General features: G+C 54.6%; 17 protein-coding genes. 5 read left to right on the forward strand and 12 right to left on the reverse strand.

What is annotated here, in order from left to right:
• Nucleotides 1-112: 112 nt before the first annotated feature.
• Nucleotides 113-2,659 (reverse strand): HWE histidine kinase domain-containing protein, encoded by a 2,547-nt coding sequence (locus ACWKV9_RS13200; protein ID WP_483836557.1) that lies wholly within the window; start codon nt 2,657-2,659, stop codon nt 113-115.
• Between the two features lie 205 nt (nt 2,660-2,864).
• Here ACWKV9_RS13200 and ACWKV9_RS13205 point away from each other — a divergent pair, with 205 nt between their 5' ends.
• From ACWKV9_RS13205 to ACWKV9_RS13215, 3 genes are all read left to right on the forward strand, one after another.
• The gene (locus ACWKV9_RS13205) at nt 2,865-3,455 is read left to right on the forward strand and encodes a cupin (protein WP_483836558.1); all 591 of its coding nucleotides are present in this window, start codon (nt 2,865-2,867) and stop codon (nt 3,453-3,455) included.
• Nucleotides 3,456-3,558: 103 nt separating this feature from the next.
• A complete protein-coding gene (locus ACWKV9_RS13210) occupies nt 3,559-3,861 on the forward strand; it encodes a DUF1883 domain-containing protein (protein ID WP_483836559.1) in 303 nt (100 codons plus the stop codon).
• Nucleotides 3,862-4,085: 224 nt separating this feature from the next.
• Nucleotides 4,086-4,625: a hypothetical protein gene (locus tag ACWKV9_RS13215; RefSeq protein WP_483836560.1), complete on the forward strand. Its 540-nt coding sequence runs from the start codon at nt 4,086-4,088 to the stop codon at nt 4,623-4,625.
• Between the two features lie 510 nt (nt 4,626-5,135).
• On the opposite strand, the gene ACWKV9_RS13220 is transcribed toward ACWKV9_RS13215, so the two are convergent.
• The 5 genes from ACWKV9_RS13220 to ACWKV9_RS13240 all read right to left on the reverse strand — a co-directional run bounded on the left by ACWKV9_RS13220 (nt 5,136) and on the right by ACWKV9_RS13240 (nt 9,171).
• Nucleotides 5,136-5,627: a hypothetical protein gene (locus ACWKV9_RS13220; RefSeq protein WP_483836561.1), complete on the reverse strand. Its 492-nt coding sequence runs from the start codon at nt 5,625-5,627 to the stop codon at nt 5,136-5,138.
• Nucleotides 5,628-5,848: 221 nt separating this feature from the next.
• A complete protein-coding gene (locus ACWKV9_RS13225; protein ID WP_483836562.1) occupies nt 5,849-6,274 on the reverse strand; it encodes a hypothetical protein in 426 nt (141 codons plus the stop codon).
• 546 nt (nt 6,275-6,820) lie between these two features.
• Nucleotides 6,821-7,156 (reverse strand): hypothetical protein, encoded by a 336-nt coding sequence (locus ACWKV9_RS13230; RefSeq protein WP_483836563.1) that lies wholly within the window; start codon nt 7,154-7,156, stop codon nt 6,821-6,823.
• A gap of 413 nt (nt 7,157-7,569) precedes the next feature.
• Nucleotides 7,570-8,199 carry a cysteine hydrolase family protein gene (locus tag ACWKV9_RS13235; protein ID WP_483836564.1) on the reverse strand — a complete coding sequence of 210 codons (630 nt, stop codon included), beginning with the start codon at nt 8,197-8,199 and terminating at the stop codon, nt 7,570-7,572.
• A gap of 87 nt (nt 8,200-8,286) precedes the next feature.
• Complete coding sequence (locus ACWKV9_RS13240) at nt 8,287-9,171, reverse strand: NmrA family NAD(P)-binding protein (RefSeq protein WP_483836565.1); 885 nt, start codon at nt 9,169-9,171, stop codon at nt 8,287-8,289.
• Between the two features lie 314 nt (nt 9,172-9,485).
• Between ACWKV9_RS13240 and ACWKV9_RS13245 the strand changes: the two genes are divergently transcribed.
• Nucleotides 9,486-10,394, forward strand: a complete 909-nt coding sequence (locus ACWKV9_RS13245; protein WP_483836566.1) for an NmrA family NAD(P)-binding protein — start codon at nt 9,486-9,488, stop codon at nt 10,392-10,394.
• Between the two features lie 67 nt (nt 10,395-10,461).
• Here the strand turns inward: ACWKV9_RS13245 and ACWKV9_RS13250 are convergent, their stop codons facing one another.
• Nucleotides 10,462-11,280 (reverse strand): sulfite exporter TauE/SafE family protein, encoded by an 819-nt coding sequence (locus tag ACWKV9_RS13250; protein ID WP_483836567.1) that lies wholly within the window; start codon nt 11,278-11,280, stop codon nt 10,462-10,464.
• A gap of 99 nt (nt 11,281-11,379) precedes the next feature.
• Complete coding sequence (locus tag ACWKV9_RS13255; protein ID WP_483836568.1) at nt 11,380-12,264, reverse strand: MBL fold metallo-hydrolase; 885 nt, start codon at nt 12,262-12,264, stop codon at nt 11,380-11,382.
• 85 nt (nt 12,265-12,349) lie between these two features.
• On the opposite strand from ACWKV9_RS13255, the gene ACWKV9_RS13260 reads away from it, so the two are divergent.
• Nucleotides 12,350-12,967: a glutathione S-transferase family protein gene (locus ACWKV9_RS13260; RefSeq protein WP_483836569.1), complete on the forward strand. Its 618-nt coding sequence runs from the start codon at nt 12,350-12,352 to the stop codon at nt 12,965-12,967.
• Between the two features lie 65 nt (nt 12,968-13,032).
• On the opposite strand, the gene cynS is transcribed toward ACWKV9_RS13260, so the two are convergent.
• The 4 genes from cynS to ACWKV9_RS13280 are packed head-to-tail and all read right to left on the reverse strand — an operon-like array spanning nt 13,033 to nt 16,705.
• Complete coding sequence (gene cynS / locus ACWKV9_RS13265) at nt 13,033-13,482, reverse strand: cyanase (protein WP_483836570.1); 450 nt, start codon at nt 13,480-13,482, stop codon at nt 13,033-13,035.
• A gap of 48 nt (nt 13,483-13,530) precedes the next feature.
• Nucleotides 13,531-14,454 (reverse strand): ABC transporter ATP-binding protein, encoded by a 924-nt coding sequence (locus ACWKV9_RS13270; protein WP_483836571.1) that lies wholly within the window; start codon nt 14,452-14,454, stop codon nt 13,531-13,533.
• The gene (gene ntrB / locus ACWKV9_RS13275; protein WP_483836572.1) at nt 14,444-15,295 is read right to left on the reverse strand and encodes a nitrate ABC transporter permease; all 852 of its coding nucleotides are present in this window, start codon (nt 15,293-15,295) and stop codon (nt 14,444-14,446) included. The genes ACWKV9_RS13270 and ntrB overlap by 11 nt, the downstream gene beginning before the upstream one ends.
• Before the next feature lie 12 nt (nt 15,296-15,307).
• Nucleotides 15,308-16,705, reverse strand: coding sequence for a CmpA/NrtA family ABC transporter substrate-binding protein (locus ACWKV9_RS13280; protein WP_483836573.1), 1,398 nt, complete (start codon nt 16,703-16,705; stop codon nt 15,308-15,310).
• Between the last annotated feature and the right edge of the window lie 26 nt (nt 16,706-16,731).

Raw genomic sequence — 16,731 nt, forward strand, 5'->3', positions numbered from 1 at the left:
TGATCTCCAAAACAATCCAGTAAGCGGATTCTGGCATTTAATGGTTGCTTTGAGGGTTTTGCAGGGACGCCATCTTGATTCGCCAAGCGCCTTTCGCAGGAGTCCTGGCCGATCAAAACTGGGGATGAATCAGGTTTTGCAGGTTCATGAGGATCGAGATGCCATCGTAGGGTTTGCGTACCACGGGTACCTGTTTCAGGTGCTCGGGGATGATGATGCTGTCGCCGTAGCCCGTTGCGAAGAGGAAAGGGATGTTCAGCCGTGTCAGCTCTTCGGCGACTGCTATGGAGGTTCCGGTGCCCAAATTGATGTCCAGCACCGCGACATCTGGTTTTCTGTGAGCGAGCAGTTGCATCGTTTCGGCTTCAGAGCCGGTCGTGATCACATCTTCTATATTGGCATCGGCCAGGATTTGTTCGAGCCCAACCGCAATCACCAGTTGGTCTTCAAGTATCAGGACGCAGGTATTGACCAGATTGCCGAAGTCCATGCCCGGTAACGGGCTTACCGCCGTGGGGTGCGGGGTCTCGACGAGGTCGGCAAGGGTAAGATGTTTCGCCGGTATCCTGAAATGGCCCTGAAGACCCTTGGGCAGGAACTCAATGGTGCTCGTTCCACCCAGGTCAAACGGGATGCTACGGTCAATCAGCACTGAGCCGAAGCCGATGCGGCTGGGCGTAATGACAGTTGGGCCGCCACTTTCGCGCCATGTGATGTCGCAAGCGCCTGCGGCATCAATCGACCAGGTCACCGCCAGCGCCCCGGCTGCCCGCGATAGCGCGCCGTACTTCGCAGCATTCGTTGCCAATTCGTGGAGAACAAGCGCCATGACGGAATAAGCGCGTGCATCGAGTACGACATTGGGCCCAGTAAGCTCGATGGCGTCCGCGGAGATGCGATACGGCGAAAGCTCCGCGTTGAGCAACGCCCGCAGGCTTCCGCCGCCGTCGCCACGCACGACCTGATCGTGGGCCAGCGACAGCGCGTGAATCCGACCTTTAAGCGTCGCAACGTAGCCGTTTAGGGTCTGTCCCTCCGTTGCAGGATGAGCTACAAGTGCCCCGATCAGGGCGAGTATGTTCTTGACCCTGTGGTTCAGCTCTTCATTAAGCATCCGTTGACGGACGTCCGCCTTCGAGCGCTCGACGGAGAGAAGCTCGCTGTTGTGGAGCACGACCTCGACAATCGCCACGCGTATGGCTTCTCCGAACTGGCGATCCTGTTCACTCCAGGGAATAGATTGCTGATGCACTGTTTCTTTCCAGACGGCGAAGCTCTTGCGCGGGGTCAGTCGCTCGCCCAGCGGACCGGTCTCGTAGGTTTTGTTCGGATCACCGGCCCAGTCAAGCGTCTCCACCACCTCCTTTCTGAACAGGATCAGATAGTCCCTGGGGTGCTGCGACATCGGAATCACCAGCACACCGGAAACGTCCGCGGCGTAATCTTGGGCAATAGCGTGCGCCATTGAAAGTCGGTTGGAGGCCCAGGTCCGGCCTTCCGCGACACCTTCAACGAAACGCAGCAATGCCGGGACGTGCAAGTGGGTAGGGGTCAAGCCATCAGCAACCCACTGGCCGGCGAGCGACATTCCGATGCCGTCGCAGGGTATCAATGCCTTGAAATCAGACATGCGAGAACGCAGGAAATCGTCTATCTCCGTGGCGCGGTTGGCGTCGCGAAGCAGCGTGTCCAGAAGTTGGCGAGCATGGGCGGCAGCTTCAAGTTTTTGCCTGGCTCGTAACGTCTCGACGTGCATGGACAGGAATTCGCCGAACATTTCAGCCGCCACTCTCTGGCCCATTGCCAAAGACCGCGGCGCGTAATGGTGGCAAGCGATCAGACCCCAAAGGGCGCCGTCGACAATGATCGAGATCGACATCGAAGCGCCCACGCCCATGTTGCACAGGTACTCACAGTGGATAGGCGAGACACTGCGCAGGTGGGCGTATGACAGATCAATGGGCTCACCCGACAGGTCCAGCACCGGCACGAGGGAGACGGTTTCACCCTTGGCATCGGAGATGATACGTATGGGATTGCGCAGATAAAGGGCGCGTGCCTGCTGGGGTATATCTGAAGAAGGGAAGTACTGACCCCTGAAGCTTTCGAGATCACTGCGCTTTGCTTCGGCGATTACCTTTCCAGCACCGTCAGTGCCCAGCTGGTAGATCATGACTCGGTCGTAGCCGAGCATGGCACGTACAAGTTTTGCTGCGTCCCGAAAGAGCCTGTCGGTCTGGTCGATCTCGCGCACCTGAGCGATGATGATGCGCGCAAGTTCAATGGGTTCTGCGACACTCGGACCCCATGGCTCGAACTCGATGATGGCCATGCCCTTGAACACGTGCGCCGAGATATCGAATGCTCTGCCTGATGCGAGTGTCGCCCCGAACGTGAGCACCGGACGAGACGCCTCTTTGGTGCGCGCCAGAGAGTTGCGTACTGTGTGGGCAAGTTCTACGCCGAGAACTGACTCCAGTCGCTGTCCGTTCAAATCGCTCGACGATCCCAACATGGGCGGGGCATTGGCCGAATGGCGCAAGACAATGCTCGCTGACGCGTCGCAGGCCAGCAGACACCCGTGTGGCTGGATGCTGCCCGGTATGTGGATCGCCTCGCGATCGCAGTTGGTCAGGTTAACGCGAAGTTCAGGGGTCATTGGCTCTGCCAGTTGACGAAAAGAGCGGGCGTTCTGATGACAGCCGACACATCTTCCAATTAAGGGACAGCCACAGCGACAGTCTATCCGGCGAACCAGGGTTCGTCACGCCAACCCACTGTACAACGATTGCTACCTGGCGCTCTGACGTTCACCTCGCATCCGCATCGTACAGATTTACTTTTACCCGACAGGAGTTCGAACCATGGCGCTGGCACGACGTCAGTTCAATACCCTCACTTTACTGAGCCTGCTGGGCATTGGAGCATTGACGATGAAACAGGCGCTAGCCTTCTCCGCTGTACAGACTCTGATGCTGAAGGCCAACGGCGGCATTCCTAACAACCCGACGCTACCCGTGCTGATTTATCCCGCCGCATCGGGCGTGAGCGGCAGCGACTTCGCATCGTTGCTGGAGCGCACGTTTATGGCCAACGGCTGGCCGCCGCAATGGCGCTACGGAGTGTTCACCTATCACCACTACCACACACGCGGGCATGAGGTGCTTGGTGTCTATGCTGGCCATGCGCGGCTGATGCTGGGTGGACCGAACGGCCACGTGGTCGAAGTCAAGGCCGGGGATGTGTTGCTGCTGCCTGCCGGGACCGGGCATTGCAATCTCGGTTCCAGCGACGACTTCATGGTAGTCGGCGCCTACCCGCCGGGACAGGAGGGCGATATCAATCGTGATCCAGCCACGCCCGCACAGATCCAACAGATTGCCCAACTGCAATTTCCTCACACCGATCCTGTGATGGGCGACAGAGGCGGGGTAGTGGAGCATTGGCATAGCTGACAGATAGATCGGCAGACGGTCACGTCTGCCTAAAACGATACTGGGTACCTTTGAGCGCCGGAGTTATCATCATCAATTTTTCGCTTAGGCGGTTCGAGATTCCATGAAATTCATTCACCAGCGCGAGCACTTGAACGAAGGTGACATCGTCATCATCGAGTGCTCGAACCCTTGCAACATCAGGCTGATGACCGACTCCAGTTTTCGCAGTTTCAAGAATGCTGGGCGTCACGTTTATCACGGCGGCGCCTTCGAGAAGTTTCCGGCCAGAATCGTCGTCCCCAGCAGCGGCTTCTGGAATATCACCCTCGATACGGTGACGCGCAGGGCGATCAGCGTAACGCGCAAACCCAATCTCAAGTACACGATCAAGATTGTAAGGCGCTCCGGCGGGGGAGTTGTTTAGGGCGCTAGCCAAGTCGCGCACGCGGTCCAGCATCACTGTTAATTATTAAATTTGCCTGAAAGTTACAATAGCTCTACTAAACGGACATTTAGTTTAGTTATAACCATATGGCATAAGAAAAGAAAAAAGGGCACCAGATTAAATAGTTGTAACTTACCCTTAAACGGCCTTCTCCAAAGAGGGCCGGTATCAGCTATGGCGCCAATGAATTGGGAATAACATCCATGGATCACTTCCCAGGCTGGATCCTTGAATGTGCTCATAGTTACCTGAAAGCGGCCGAGTTACTGGACGCTCAACACTTGCCCCAGGTTGCACAAGTCAATGCGGCAATTGGCCTGGGAATCCTGCTCAAAAGCTTCATCTCATTGCCTGATCAAAATCAAGGGACATCTGGCGAAACATACAAGCTGGAAATGGCGGCGCTTGCCAAGGCCAACCAGCAGCTGCTGAGCATCGGCAAATCCAAGCGAAATAGCCCCGACAAACATGATTTGCTAACACTGTTTTATTCCGTTCCTGATCAGATCCGCCGCAGCCTTGACTTGGACAGTCAAGCGGATTGCTTCGAGAGGTACCGCAATGTATTCACAAACAGCCGATATCCGTATGAGTCCGACAGCGCGAAATTTTTTGATCCGGTTCTGATAGGGATGCTGCGCTGGACGTTGGCCAACGCGGTTGGATATCACAAGGAGCGTGGATCACAGGACGCATCTGTTATGAGTTACATCGCCAAGCAGCGAGCTGGTCTGGGGGGATGAGTGAGAGGCATTGCATGCCATCAAATCTCGTCACCCAGTGCCCTGAGCACTGATAGTCAAGGTTCGCATAACGTATATTATGTTAAATTATGTTTCAGGCTACTGTTGCTCCATACAACGCCAAAGACCTTCCAGGCTTCGCCTAAAGGCCTCCTTTGCCAGGAACCTCTTCGATTACGCTTGGTGAATATCAGAAATGTCTTTCAGTGGTAGTACGAAAAAACCATGACGCGGATTGGCATCACACACAAATTTCGAGTCTGCTCGGCCGTCTGTAGTAAAAAATTACCCGGCCAGCTAGCAATGCGACCAGCCTCATCTCTCCCTGCGCTGGCGACTAAAGGCCTGCGCGGTTGACGTCGATTTGCAATCTTAGCGCTGCGCTTGCACTACTCACGGCTTGAGTTCGCAGCGCGGGAATCAGCGTCCAAAACGTGGTTACAGGTTGCGGCTCTTTTGCCGCAGCCTTGCCATCACGTTTTCAACGAGAGGTCGAGCCTTCTTTCAAACTCAAGCTGTTTTCGCTCGCACTTTTCCCAAAAGTAGTAGGAAGATCATAAGGTGAGAGCAAACGAGCAGCGGTACGTAAACGGTAGGAACGTAGAAGGTTGCACCTAAGAATCCTGCATCAAAGCCGGGCCCAAATGCCCCCTTGTAGAACGCATATATCAGATCACCAAAGCCCCATATGTTGAATACCCACAATGCGGCAGCCCCACCCTTCCGATTCAGGAGTGCCAACGCGACCCAGGCCAGCACAGTGGCGATCAGATCGCCGAAGGCGGCTGGTTTTGCGAAGTCGATCGATAGTGAAGTTCCGGCGACACCTGGTATTAGAAATGATGCGCCCACAAATCTAAACAGATGAAATGTCAGTAGTAGGCGTGCAGCATCGATCAGCTGAACACTCTTGATGCGTGGCCAGATATAATTGATTGAAACAAATATCCATGCGGCAGAGCTAAGAACAACACTCGATAAAAACAATAAACGACTGTCCATTTTAATCTCCAGTGAAATTTAAAGTGATGCCTCCAGATATGGAAAGCATAGTTGATCGAGCTAGCTAATTTGGCTGATGGCGAATAAACCCAGCAGTGCAATTACTTTAAGTAGTCCTAAGAACAGAGCGGAAAGGTTGCAACGAGTCTGCAAGCATATCCATGCTGACGCTTATCTCGATTGCCAACTGTCGGCTAACTATTTAAGTAAATAGGGCGCTATCATTGCTTAGGGGGTGTACTCAGCAGCAATGACAGTGGTGACAAAGGTCCCACCGGAATAAATTCAAACGAAATCAGCCCTGCTCTGTCCAGCGGCATTTTTGCAAAGATGGTCCGTGCCTCCTCAACGTCAGTCATGTTCAGAACGAAAACGACACCGAGTCGGTCATTACGGACATTCCACTGTTCAATTTTCCCATCAAGGTGGAGCTGAACAGTTTCGCGAACCTCTTGTGGCAGTACCTTGCTAATCGCCTCTTGAGTTGCCCCAGGAGTGACCGTTCCGATAGCAATAATCTTGGTGGTTGGTACCTTGGGAAGCGGCGCAGCATTAGCAAACAGAGAAAACGCCGGCACTACGGTTAACGCGATCGCAACTGCAAACATGCTGGCCAATGAAGCGAAAAATCGTTGTACATTTTTCATCATCTATCCTCACAAGTTGTTCCGCCACATAGGCGGGTTTAGTGGAAGCTTTTTTTAAAGAAAGAGCTACACAGTTAGGGTTCACCCTTTCACCCTTTCACCCTTTCACCCTTTCACCCTTTAAGAACGCAGAGCAGCATTCTCCTCAATCTTTCAGAACGATGGTCGCTCGGCGCTCACATGAGCTGGTAGGCATATGTTGCGTCTGCGCGCCTTTTGACGCCATGACGTAGTTCCCTCCTTTACTGCCACTCACTCAACAGTATCAGCACGCACACTCCGCATAAGAAGATGAGCGTGCTCCACATCCAGGGGGATATTCCAGTGGGGTAACTCGCGTCAACTAGAAGCGAGAACTGCTTGGCGCTGGGTAGCGCCACCGCCCGGCTATGCGTCCAAAGTAGATTCTTTTCTATCTGTCATAGCAGACAACCGTCACAGTCTCCTCGCTACTATTGACAGTTATAGACCTTGAATCGATACCACCAGCCAGGTACCGATATACGTGAATCTGGTCCCTGCGCAAGAAGCTGTACGGGACTGGGATTAAAAAGTTTTCAAGAGGAAGCGAAGCGGTTTTAGTGGACCTAGCGGTATCAGATCGAACGTCATTAGTCCTGCCTGGCCCAACGGAAGAGCTTCAAGCAGATTATGCGCTTCTTCCAAATCTACGACATTCAGCAGAAAAACAACTCCGCTTTCATCCTGCCTGGAAAACCATTGAACAATCTTGCCTTCGAGATAGAGTTGCGCTGTTTCAGACACCTCCCGTGGCATCAAAGACTTAATCGTTTCCAGCGTGGGTGGGGACGAAAACTTCCCGATCGCTAAAATATGGGTGGTCGGTACTGGAGGGAGCGCTTGGGGCGATGGAGTAGTCATTTCTGGACAGCCTCTGAAGTGATTACTGCTCCAGTCACCAAACCAAGATAGGCTGGAGGACACTTGCTTCCCACGACCTTAAACTGCGACAGGCTTAAGGTGTGCATGGAAAATCGGAGAGTTCGCTTAAGCATTAGGGCGTTGCGGCCGTGCGCATGCTCCCACCGATGCCTAGTGTAGGCTCGCTTCAAGCGTTGAAACAGCTATCTGAAGGTATAGTTTTACGCCGATAGAAGCGTTTAAAGATCGTGGGGTTGTTATCGTCCAAAGCGAAACCCTAAATCAAGACGCGCACGCCGTTCAGCGAATGGAGGCAAAGCTGTTGGTGCTACACCCGTGAGATGCCAGCGCTACACCCGCCTTTTCTGGTGCTGATCTAGAACGAGTGATGAGTGGATATGGTTAAAGCGAGTTCATGCTTTGGAAGGCTCAACAGCTGCAAGAAATTGGCTCACGGTGAGCGTTTCATGACCAAACGTAGGATACGAAACGTCAAGAGCAGCCCGGTGAGCTTGCTCAGAAAAATCGGCGACGGCATCCGTGAGGAAGGTTACGTGGTATCCGGCCTCAAGGGCATCGCGTCCGGTTCCTTCAACACAGGTCTGAGACGTGAGACCTGCAATCACCACTTTCTCGATGCCCTCTCGCTGCAGTTGGACTTGCAAGTCAGTCCCCTGAAATGAGCTGAATATCCTATGGTGACTCACGACAAATTCGTGCGGACGGGGACGAAGAGGCTCAAAGAACTGCGCACCCCGACTTCCCTTCCAGAACATCTGATTATCCATGGCCATCTGAAAGCGCGGATGCAGATGGCGTATGTCGTCGAAGCTATGTTCATCCAGGCCGTGCGGTGAGAAGAATATCTTTACCCCTGTGGCCCTAGCGCCATCCAACAGGCGTTGCAGGTTGGCGATTAATTCGGTTTTCTCCAGCATCGGCCGAATCGCGCCATGAAGTTTTCCATCTTCTGCCAGAAACTCATTCAGCACATCCACGAAGATCAATGCCGATTGATTTGCGGGGTAATTAGGGCTGCTCATAATGGGTTCTCTGGGTAGTTGGATTATTCCTGGCATTGCGGTGCGACCTCGCGTCCTTCAGTAACAGCCGCGCAACTCAACAGGGGCCTAAGGTTCAAAATCCTTTCGATTGTGGTCTACGTACTCCTCAACGGTGATAGGCGCCTGGCCTGTGAGTCGCTGCACAACATCGTTGGTGCCAGCAAAGATCCCATTCTGGTAATCAACATAAACGCCTAGAAAATGCTGAATTCTGTGCGGTTGGATCGAGCCGACATTTTTCAACCGAGTTTCAAAATGCTCCATCGTTTCGTTGACGTACTCGATCTTTCTTCCGAGTACTTCGCTAAGCACGCCAGCTACCTCAGCGTGATTCATTTCGACAGCGCCATAGAGGCGATACGTCTGGCCTGCATGCGGTTCTGGGTTTCGAAGAATGGCAGAAATCACCCGACCCTGATCAACGGCGGCAATCGGAGCATGGCGCCCTTCTCCTGCGGGGACGCTCAAAATATTTTTTTCGCGAATCAGTGGAAGCTGGAACGGGTACTTCAGCCATTCCATAAAGAACGTGGGGCGAAGGTGGGTGACCGGTACGCCACAACGATCAAATACTTTTTCAGCAAACCAATGCTGGCGTGCAGCATCACTGGCAGCGTCACGTCTGGCGGATATTTGGGACATGTTGACGATTGATCCCACACCGGCCTCGGCAGCCGTATAGGCGAAATAAGCGGTGGCCTCCATCAATTGTGCTCTGACCGGGTAGACAAAGTAGGCTCGATCCACGCCCGCAAGCGCCGGGCGCAAGGACTCTGGGTCGAGCAAATCGCCGATGACCACTTCGACGCCTCGCGCTCGTAATGCCGCCGCCCGATCGTCGTCACTATGAACCAGGGCTCGGACATTGGCGTCGTGTAGCAACAGGTCGTCAATTGTGAAACGGCCGGTAGAACCTGTGGCTCCGGTAACCAAAATCAAGGGCTTGCTCATACGAACCTCTCAAAGGATGCAACACGAGTAGCGATGTTTGATCCCGTGGAGCGGTAACCAGCCTGCAAGCTCAGTTACCGACGCAGGGATGGCCTAGGTGGGATCATTTTCATGTCCAGCAAACCCATCATGGATTCAAGCCCCACCCTCTGCAATGTCATTGATCCCTCCTTTTAAGTCATACCTTCACTGAACTCACCCGTTACTGCCGCGTATTCATAAGCGCGATTTTTAGTTGAAACCTAAACTTAGCATGATGATCGAAATATACCTCGTGTGCCCCTCGGCATACGTATCACTTTGGAGATGAAATCATGAGCAATCAAAAGCCTATTCTCGTGACTGGAGCCGCCGGCAGCATCGGCGCAGTGGGCAATACTGTGACCTCGCTGCTGCTCGAAAAAGGGCGAGCAGTACGTGCCATGGTTCATCGCGATGATGAGCGAGCCCAGGCTCTTAGGGATCAAGGTGCGGAGGTCGTGGTGGGCGATCTGTTGAATCTGGAAGATATGCATCGCATTATCAAAGGATGCGGTGCTATGTATTTCGGGATGTCCGTTTCACAGGACTACCTCCAAGCGACGGTTAATGCAGCGGCGGTCGCCAAGCACCTTGGCGTGGAAGCATTTGTGAACATGTCCCAGATGACCGTCTCTCAAATGAGCATTACCGAGACCACTGATAGCCCCCAGCAGAAGTTCCACTGGTTGGCTGAGCAGTTGCTCAACTGGTCGGGACTTCCGGTAATCACAGTGCGCCCAACGGTTTTCATGGACGGTTTCTTCCTTAAATTTTCCTCACCCTCTATCAAGAATCATGATCAGATTCGAGTACCGTTTGGCAAAGGTGAAACTTCCCCTATTGCTGCTGCCGATGTGGCCGCAGCAGTCGCAGTGCTTCTCGCTGATCCCTCACCCCACATCGGCTCGACGTATCACCTCACGGGGCCGGAATGCAAGGACATGGATTACTACGCGCAGATGTTCACGCAGTCCCTTGGACGACAGATCGACTATGTGGATGTGCCTGTCGATAAATGGCGAGAGGGAATTAAGGATGCGGGCCTTTCGGAGCATGTTCTCGATCATCTCGCGACTATGGGCAACCTCCACCGAGCCGGTCGTTACGCGCGTATGACAGATGACTTCTCGTCATTGACAGGCAGTCAGCCGATGACTGTAAAAGAATTCGTTACGAAACACGCGCGCAGCTTCGACAAATGACCCAGCCGGATCTGGCGAGCATCGACGCTATGAAACGGCATCGATAGCTGAGTCGTCTGAGTCGTGCTTATTGAGACAACGCATGATGAGCGAGCAACGCGGCAGCGAATATGCCGGTCACTGAAAAAGCCTGTTGCAAGCGCGGCCCAGCCAAGTGATCTGCAACGTGTCGACCGCCAATCAAGCCAAGGACGGCGCCCGCCGCAAACGGTATTCCGATCAGCCAATTCAACGTACCCGTCAGGGCCGCGCCCACTACACTGCCGCTCGAGACTAGGGCAATAACCGCTAGCGACGTTGCAGTGATGCTTTTGGTATCCAGGTTAGTGCAGCGTGTCAGCGCAGGAACGATGACAAAACCTCCCCCGACGCCTAACAGTCCAGACAACATGCCTGACAGAAGCCCGGTGAATGTGAGTGCTCGAACACAGGGTAGCGTCCAGCGCAAACGACCCCCGACCGGATTAAGAACACAAGCCATAGACTCGCGCCTTTGTGACTGTTGCGAATTGCCAGAACCTCGCATCGCTTTGTGCAACATGCGTAAACACGTCCCCATCAAAACGACGGCGAACGCCAACGCCAATGGCGCGTTTGGAACTCGTTGGGCGATGTAAATCCCCAGCGGCGCTACAGCGACTCCAGCCGCAGCAATAACGACCGCGGCGCGATAGCGGACTACCCTTTGTCGCAAACCTAATAACGCGCCAACTGAAGCCGAGAGTCCAACGGCTAGCAAGGCAATGGGAGCGGCTTGGTTCATCGATAAACCAAGTCCAAAAATCAGAACGGGTACTGCGAGAATTCCTCCGCCCGCACCCGTCAAGGCAAGAATGGCACCGATGAAAACACCCAGCAAAACGCTCAATGCATCGTGTCCAATCATTCCGATTCCCTACAGCGGACAAGCGCTTCAAGGCTTGCGAATCCGAAAAGCCAACCGTATTTGGTCAACGCCATAAACGTGCCTGTCGCAGCCATGGATTCAGAGTGTGTTCATCGGTATTTTCAGGTATCTAATGCCATTCGCTTCAGGCTCTGGAAAATGGCCACCTCTCATGTTGACCTGCACCGATGGCAAGATAAGAGTCGGCATAGCAAGCGTTGCGTCGCGGGCTTCCCGCATCGCCACGAAGTCGTCTTCGCTCCCACTCCCATGGATATGGATATTGGTGAGGTGCTGAGCTTCCACCGTCGTCATGCACTTAATGGGGCGACCATTTGGGCAGTAATCGTGGCACATGAAAATCCGCGTGGTGGCAGGCAGGGTCAGGATCTTTTCAACGGAGCGAAATAAGGTCCGAGCATCACCTCCGGGAAAATCACAACGGGCAGTCCCGTAGTCCGGCATGAATAGGGTGTCACCGACAAAAGCCAAGACCTCACCCTCAACATGAATCACATAGGTCATACAGGCTGGCGTATGCCCTGGGGTATGCATCGCGCTGGCACTAAGCGTTCCTACAGAGAATGCCTCCCCATCTTCAAACAGGACATCAAACTGGCTACCGTCTCGCTTGAAGTCATCCCCCTCGTTAAATAGCGTTCCAAACGTCTCTTGAACCTCTGTGATCCGACTCCCTATTGCAATATTTCCTCCGAGGCGGTCCTTCAAATAGGCCGCGGCGGAGAAGTGGTCGGCGTGCACATGGGTTTCGAGTATCCATTCCACCGACACGCCCAATTGCAGCACTCTCGAAATAATAGCGTCGGCCGATCGAGTATGCGTGTGACCCGACTTGGGGTCGAAATTCAGAACGCTATCTATAATTGCGCAACGACCTGCCATCTGATCCAGCAACAAATAGCTGAACGTGGACGTATCCTCGTCCAGGAATGGTTCGACCATGACGTTATTGCCTATAAGCATATGACTGCCCCCACTTCGCTGTGCCAGTTTCGAATGACGTAGTTGCCGTGACCGTTTCCCCCACACTTTCATGAGAGGCGCTTCCATGCATGACATGATCGAACTCTATGGCGCGCAGACCGGTAACTGTTTTCGTGCCGCCATCGCATTGATAGAAGCAGGTATCCCCTTCACTGTGCAGCACGTCGATCTTCGCGCCGGAGCGCACATGCAGCCGCCGTTCACAGCGCTTAATCCGGCAGGCAAGGTACCTACGCTGGTAGACCATAACTTCACACCCTCGCTAGTCATCAACCAGTCGAACGCCATCATCCAATATGCCGACGCCAAGGCGCCGGGGATGCTTTCCCCTATAGAGACCGGGCCAGATCGTTTCAGGGTGCTTGACCGCTATTTCTTCTTTGTCACAGATGTAATTGCTAACAGTCATGCTGCATTTTTTCTCAGACGTGTCGGACTTAGAGACGCTGCTGCACCACTCGACTATCGAGCGGTGCAGCACCTCCTACTGGCGGAAGATTTTCTGACCGAGGCCTATATGGCCGGTGGGTCGTTCTCAATGGCAGACATATCAGCCTTCACTCTCGCGGCAACCATTGAAGACCGTTTGCCATGGGACAAGCTGCCAAAACTCCAGCAATGGTTTGAACGTATGCGTGCAAGACCAAGCATTCTGGCGGGGATGAGTGCTTTCGAGATCTAATCTGTCAGCCACTCAACACGCTTACAGTTGGCTGGCTGCAAGAGACTGCACCCGCCTGTCCGAGATCAATAACTCTTGTACGGCAGGAATTTGCCTGACAGCACAACGTTGACGCGATCACCCTTAGGGTCCGATTCGCGCTGAATATCCATCGAAAAATCGATGGCACTCATGATGCCGTCGCCGAACTCCTCATGGATCAGTTCCTTGATCGTGGTGCCGTAGACGTTGACCATTTCGTACCAGCGATAGATCAGTGGGTCGGTCGGCACTGCGGTCGGCAGAGAGCCTTTGTAGGGAACGACCTGCAACCACGCCACTGCCTCATCCGATAGTTCGAACACCTTACCGAGCGTCTCGGCCTGCACCTTATCGAACTTCATCTGCCCCAGGCAGCCGGCAGTCGTCCATTCTTTGGACAGGCCGATGGTTGCCGCAACGTCACACCACTTCAGGTCCTTACGAACCTTGGCAGCGAGGATCAACTGGGTTACTTGGTCGCGATTGGAAATCATGGAAAACCTCTCTGATTGAGTTGTGCAGCTAAAAGATTAAACGGTGACTCAGGCGACAATTCGCAGCTTCGAATCAGACGGGTTATCAGGCCCTGGGGGCGGACTGTCGTCGGGTAAGCCGGGATAAACGATCAGTGGGTCAGTCAACGTGCCGGACTGCGCGGTTTGCTCCTGAATCGTCTTGGAACGACGGACCAGGAAATCCACCAGGTGGTTACGGATGCGATAGAACTGCGGGTCATGGTGGATGGTTTCGCGTGAGCGATCACGCGGTAAGGTGTTGACCACTATCTCGGCGATACGGGCGTGAGGGCCATTGCTCATGAGCATGATCTTGTCGGCCAGCAGAATGGCTTCATCGACATCATGGGTGATCATGTAAACGGTCTGCTGGGTGGCTGAACAAATGCTCAGCAGTTCATCCTGAATCACCCCGCGAGTCAGTGCATCGAGTGCGCCGAAGGGCTCATCGAGCAGCAGCATCTGGGGTTCGACCGAGAACGCACGTGCGATACCGACACGCTGCTTCATACCACCGGACAGTTCGCTGGGCTTCTTCTGCCCTGCCCCTTTAAGCCCGACCATCTCCAGGAAGCGTTTGCCATGTTCAGCCACTTGGGCCTTGGACCAATCGGGATAACGGGAGCGCACGGCGAACGCAATGTTCTGATCCACTGTCATCCAGGGCAGCAGCGCGTGATTTTGAAACACTACGCCACGGTCCAAACTGGGGCCGGAAATCTCGCGACCACCCATAACCACTGTGCCGCTGCTGGCCTCATCAAGACCGGCGAGGATGTTCAGGATGGTGCTCTTGCCGCAACCGGAGTGGCCGATCACACATACGAACTCGCCACGCTGGATTGAGAAACTAATGTCTTCGAACACCGGCGGGAGGTCCGGCCGATAACGCTTGGTAAGCCCTTCTACCTTGACGAACGCAGGTGTGCGGCTGGTGGTTTCATTCAGCATAAGTCACCTTTTTTTGCAGGGCGGCGAACAGCAAATCCAGGAGCATGCCCATCACACCAATCATGAGGACCGCGAAGATCACGTTGGACAACGACAGGTTGTTCCACTCGTTCCAGACAAAATATCCAATGCCCGTACCCCCGATGAGCATCTCGGCGGCGACGATGACCAGCCAGGCAATGCCCATGGAAATCCGCATGCCGGTGATGATCGTCGGCGCGGCCGCGGGCAACACCACCATGAATGCCTTCCTCAGCGGGCTGACTTCCAGAGTACGCGCCACGTTGAGCCAGTCCTTGCGCACCGCTGCCACGCCGAATGCGGTATTGATCAACATCGGCCATACCGAGCAAATGAAGATCACGAAGATGGCCGAGATCGATGAGTCCTTGATGGTGTAAAGCGCAATCGGCATCCAGGCCAAGGGCGAGATCGGTTTCAACACCTGGATGAACGGATCGAGGGCGCGGTACAGCAGCGGCGACATGCCGATGGCAAAGCCCAGCGGTATGGCGACAAGTAAGGCGATTAGGTAACCGACGGCCACCCTTGCGAGCGAGTACGCCAACTGAATACCAATGCCCTTCTCGTTCGGGCCTCGGTCATAAAACGGGTCGCTCAGTTGCTTGAACGCCAGTGTCGAAAACTGCGCAGGCGTCGGAAAACCGCTGACTTTGCGCTGCTCGCTGGTGAGACTCTTGCCCATCAGCATCGCGTATTCCTCGTCCATCGCCACCTTCGCCGATTTAGCCGCCGGTAACGTTGCCATCTGCCATACCAGCAGCAAGCCCGAGAGCATCGCCAGTGACAGCAGAGCCGCCCTGAATCTTAGTGATTTCATCGAAAGCTCCTTTTACGCGCGCTTGATCGCGAACCCATCGAGATAGGCCTTGGGTTGAGTCGGGTCGAACGGGCGGCCCATGACTGAAAACGCTTTGTAGCCCGATAGCGGTTCGGCGCTGGCCTCACGCATGTCCAGCTCATGCATCTGGCGACGCGCATCGGTCATCAGGAACACCTGCTCGGCAATGCCGTTAAAATCCATGTCGCCCTTGATGTAGCCCCAGCGTTTGAGCTGAGTGAGCATCCAGGTCGCCATCGAATACCAAGGCATAGGGTCGAAGTCCGAGCGCCGAGGATCGTCCTGAACCACGCCCAATCCGTCGGCGAAACGCCCGGTGAGCCCTTGGCGAATGACAATCTCCGGCTGGTTCAGGTAATTCGGGGTTGAGATGGTCTGCGCGATCATCGTCCGGTTGGCCGGGTCGCGGGCCATCGCGGCGGCGTTGAGAATGGCCCGGTACAAGGCGGCAAAGGTGTTCGGGTTTTCTTCGATGAATTTCTGTGACGTGCCGAACGAGCAGCATGGGTGACCGTCCCAGATTTCCTTCGAGAGGATGTGGATGAAGCCGATTTCGTCGTAAACAGCCCGCTGGTTGAAAGGATCGGGGCCAAGGAAGCCATCGATGTTGCCCGCGCGCAGGTTGGCGATCATTTCTGCGGGGGGCGTCACTCGAAGCTGCACGTCGCGGTCCGGATCAACGCCATGCTCGGCCAGGTAATAGCGCAACAGGAAGTTGTGCATCGAGAACTCGAACGGGATGGCGAATTTGAAGCCCTTCCAGTTGCGGGGATCGCGGTTGTCCTTGTGCTTGAGCGCCAGGGTGATGGCCTGACCGTTAGTGTTCTGAATGCTCGCAACACGCATCGGCTGAGCATTGGAGCCAAGACCCAGTGAGATGGTTAGCGGCATCGGCGCGAGAAAGTGCGAGGCATCCAGCTCGCCGTTAAGCATGTTGTCGCGAACCAGCGCCCAGCCTGCCGTTTTTTGCAGCGTGACATTCAGACCCTGCGCCTTATACAAGCCCAGCGGGTCAGCCATGATCAGCGGCGTGGCACAGTTGATCGGGATAAAACCGATCTTCAGGTTTTTCTTTTCCAGTGCGCCGGGCTTGTCTTCAGCCATGGCCTGCATCGCTTGAATCGGCAGAAGGCTATTGATGGCCGCAATGGCCGCGCCGATACCTACGGCCTTCAGAAAGCGGCGACGGGTGTTGTCGTTGGGAAACAACGCGCGGATCGCAGCAGCTTCGACGAAATCCCGGGACAGCACGTCTGCGTCTTGCCCGCGCGCTGTGCGAGAGCTTTCGGCACCAGCATCATGCGCCTGCTGGCTGGCGTGCTGTCCGCAGGTGCAGCCCGACAACGTCGAATCGGTGCTGTACGGGCGGTAAAAGTTTTCGTCGCTCATGCCCAGTGTCCTTTTGGAAAGTGAGG

The organism is Pseudomonas corni (genome assembly GCF_057128765.1).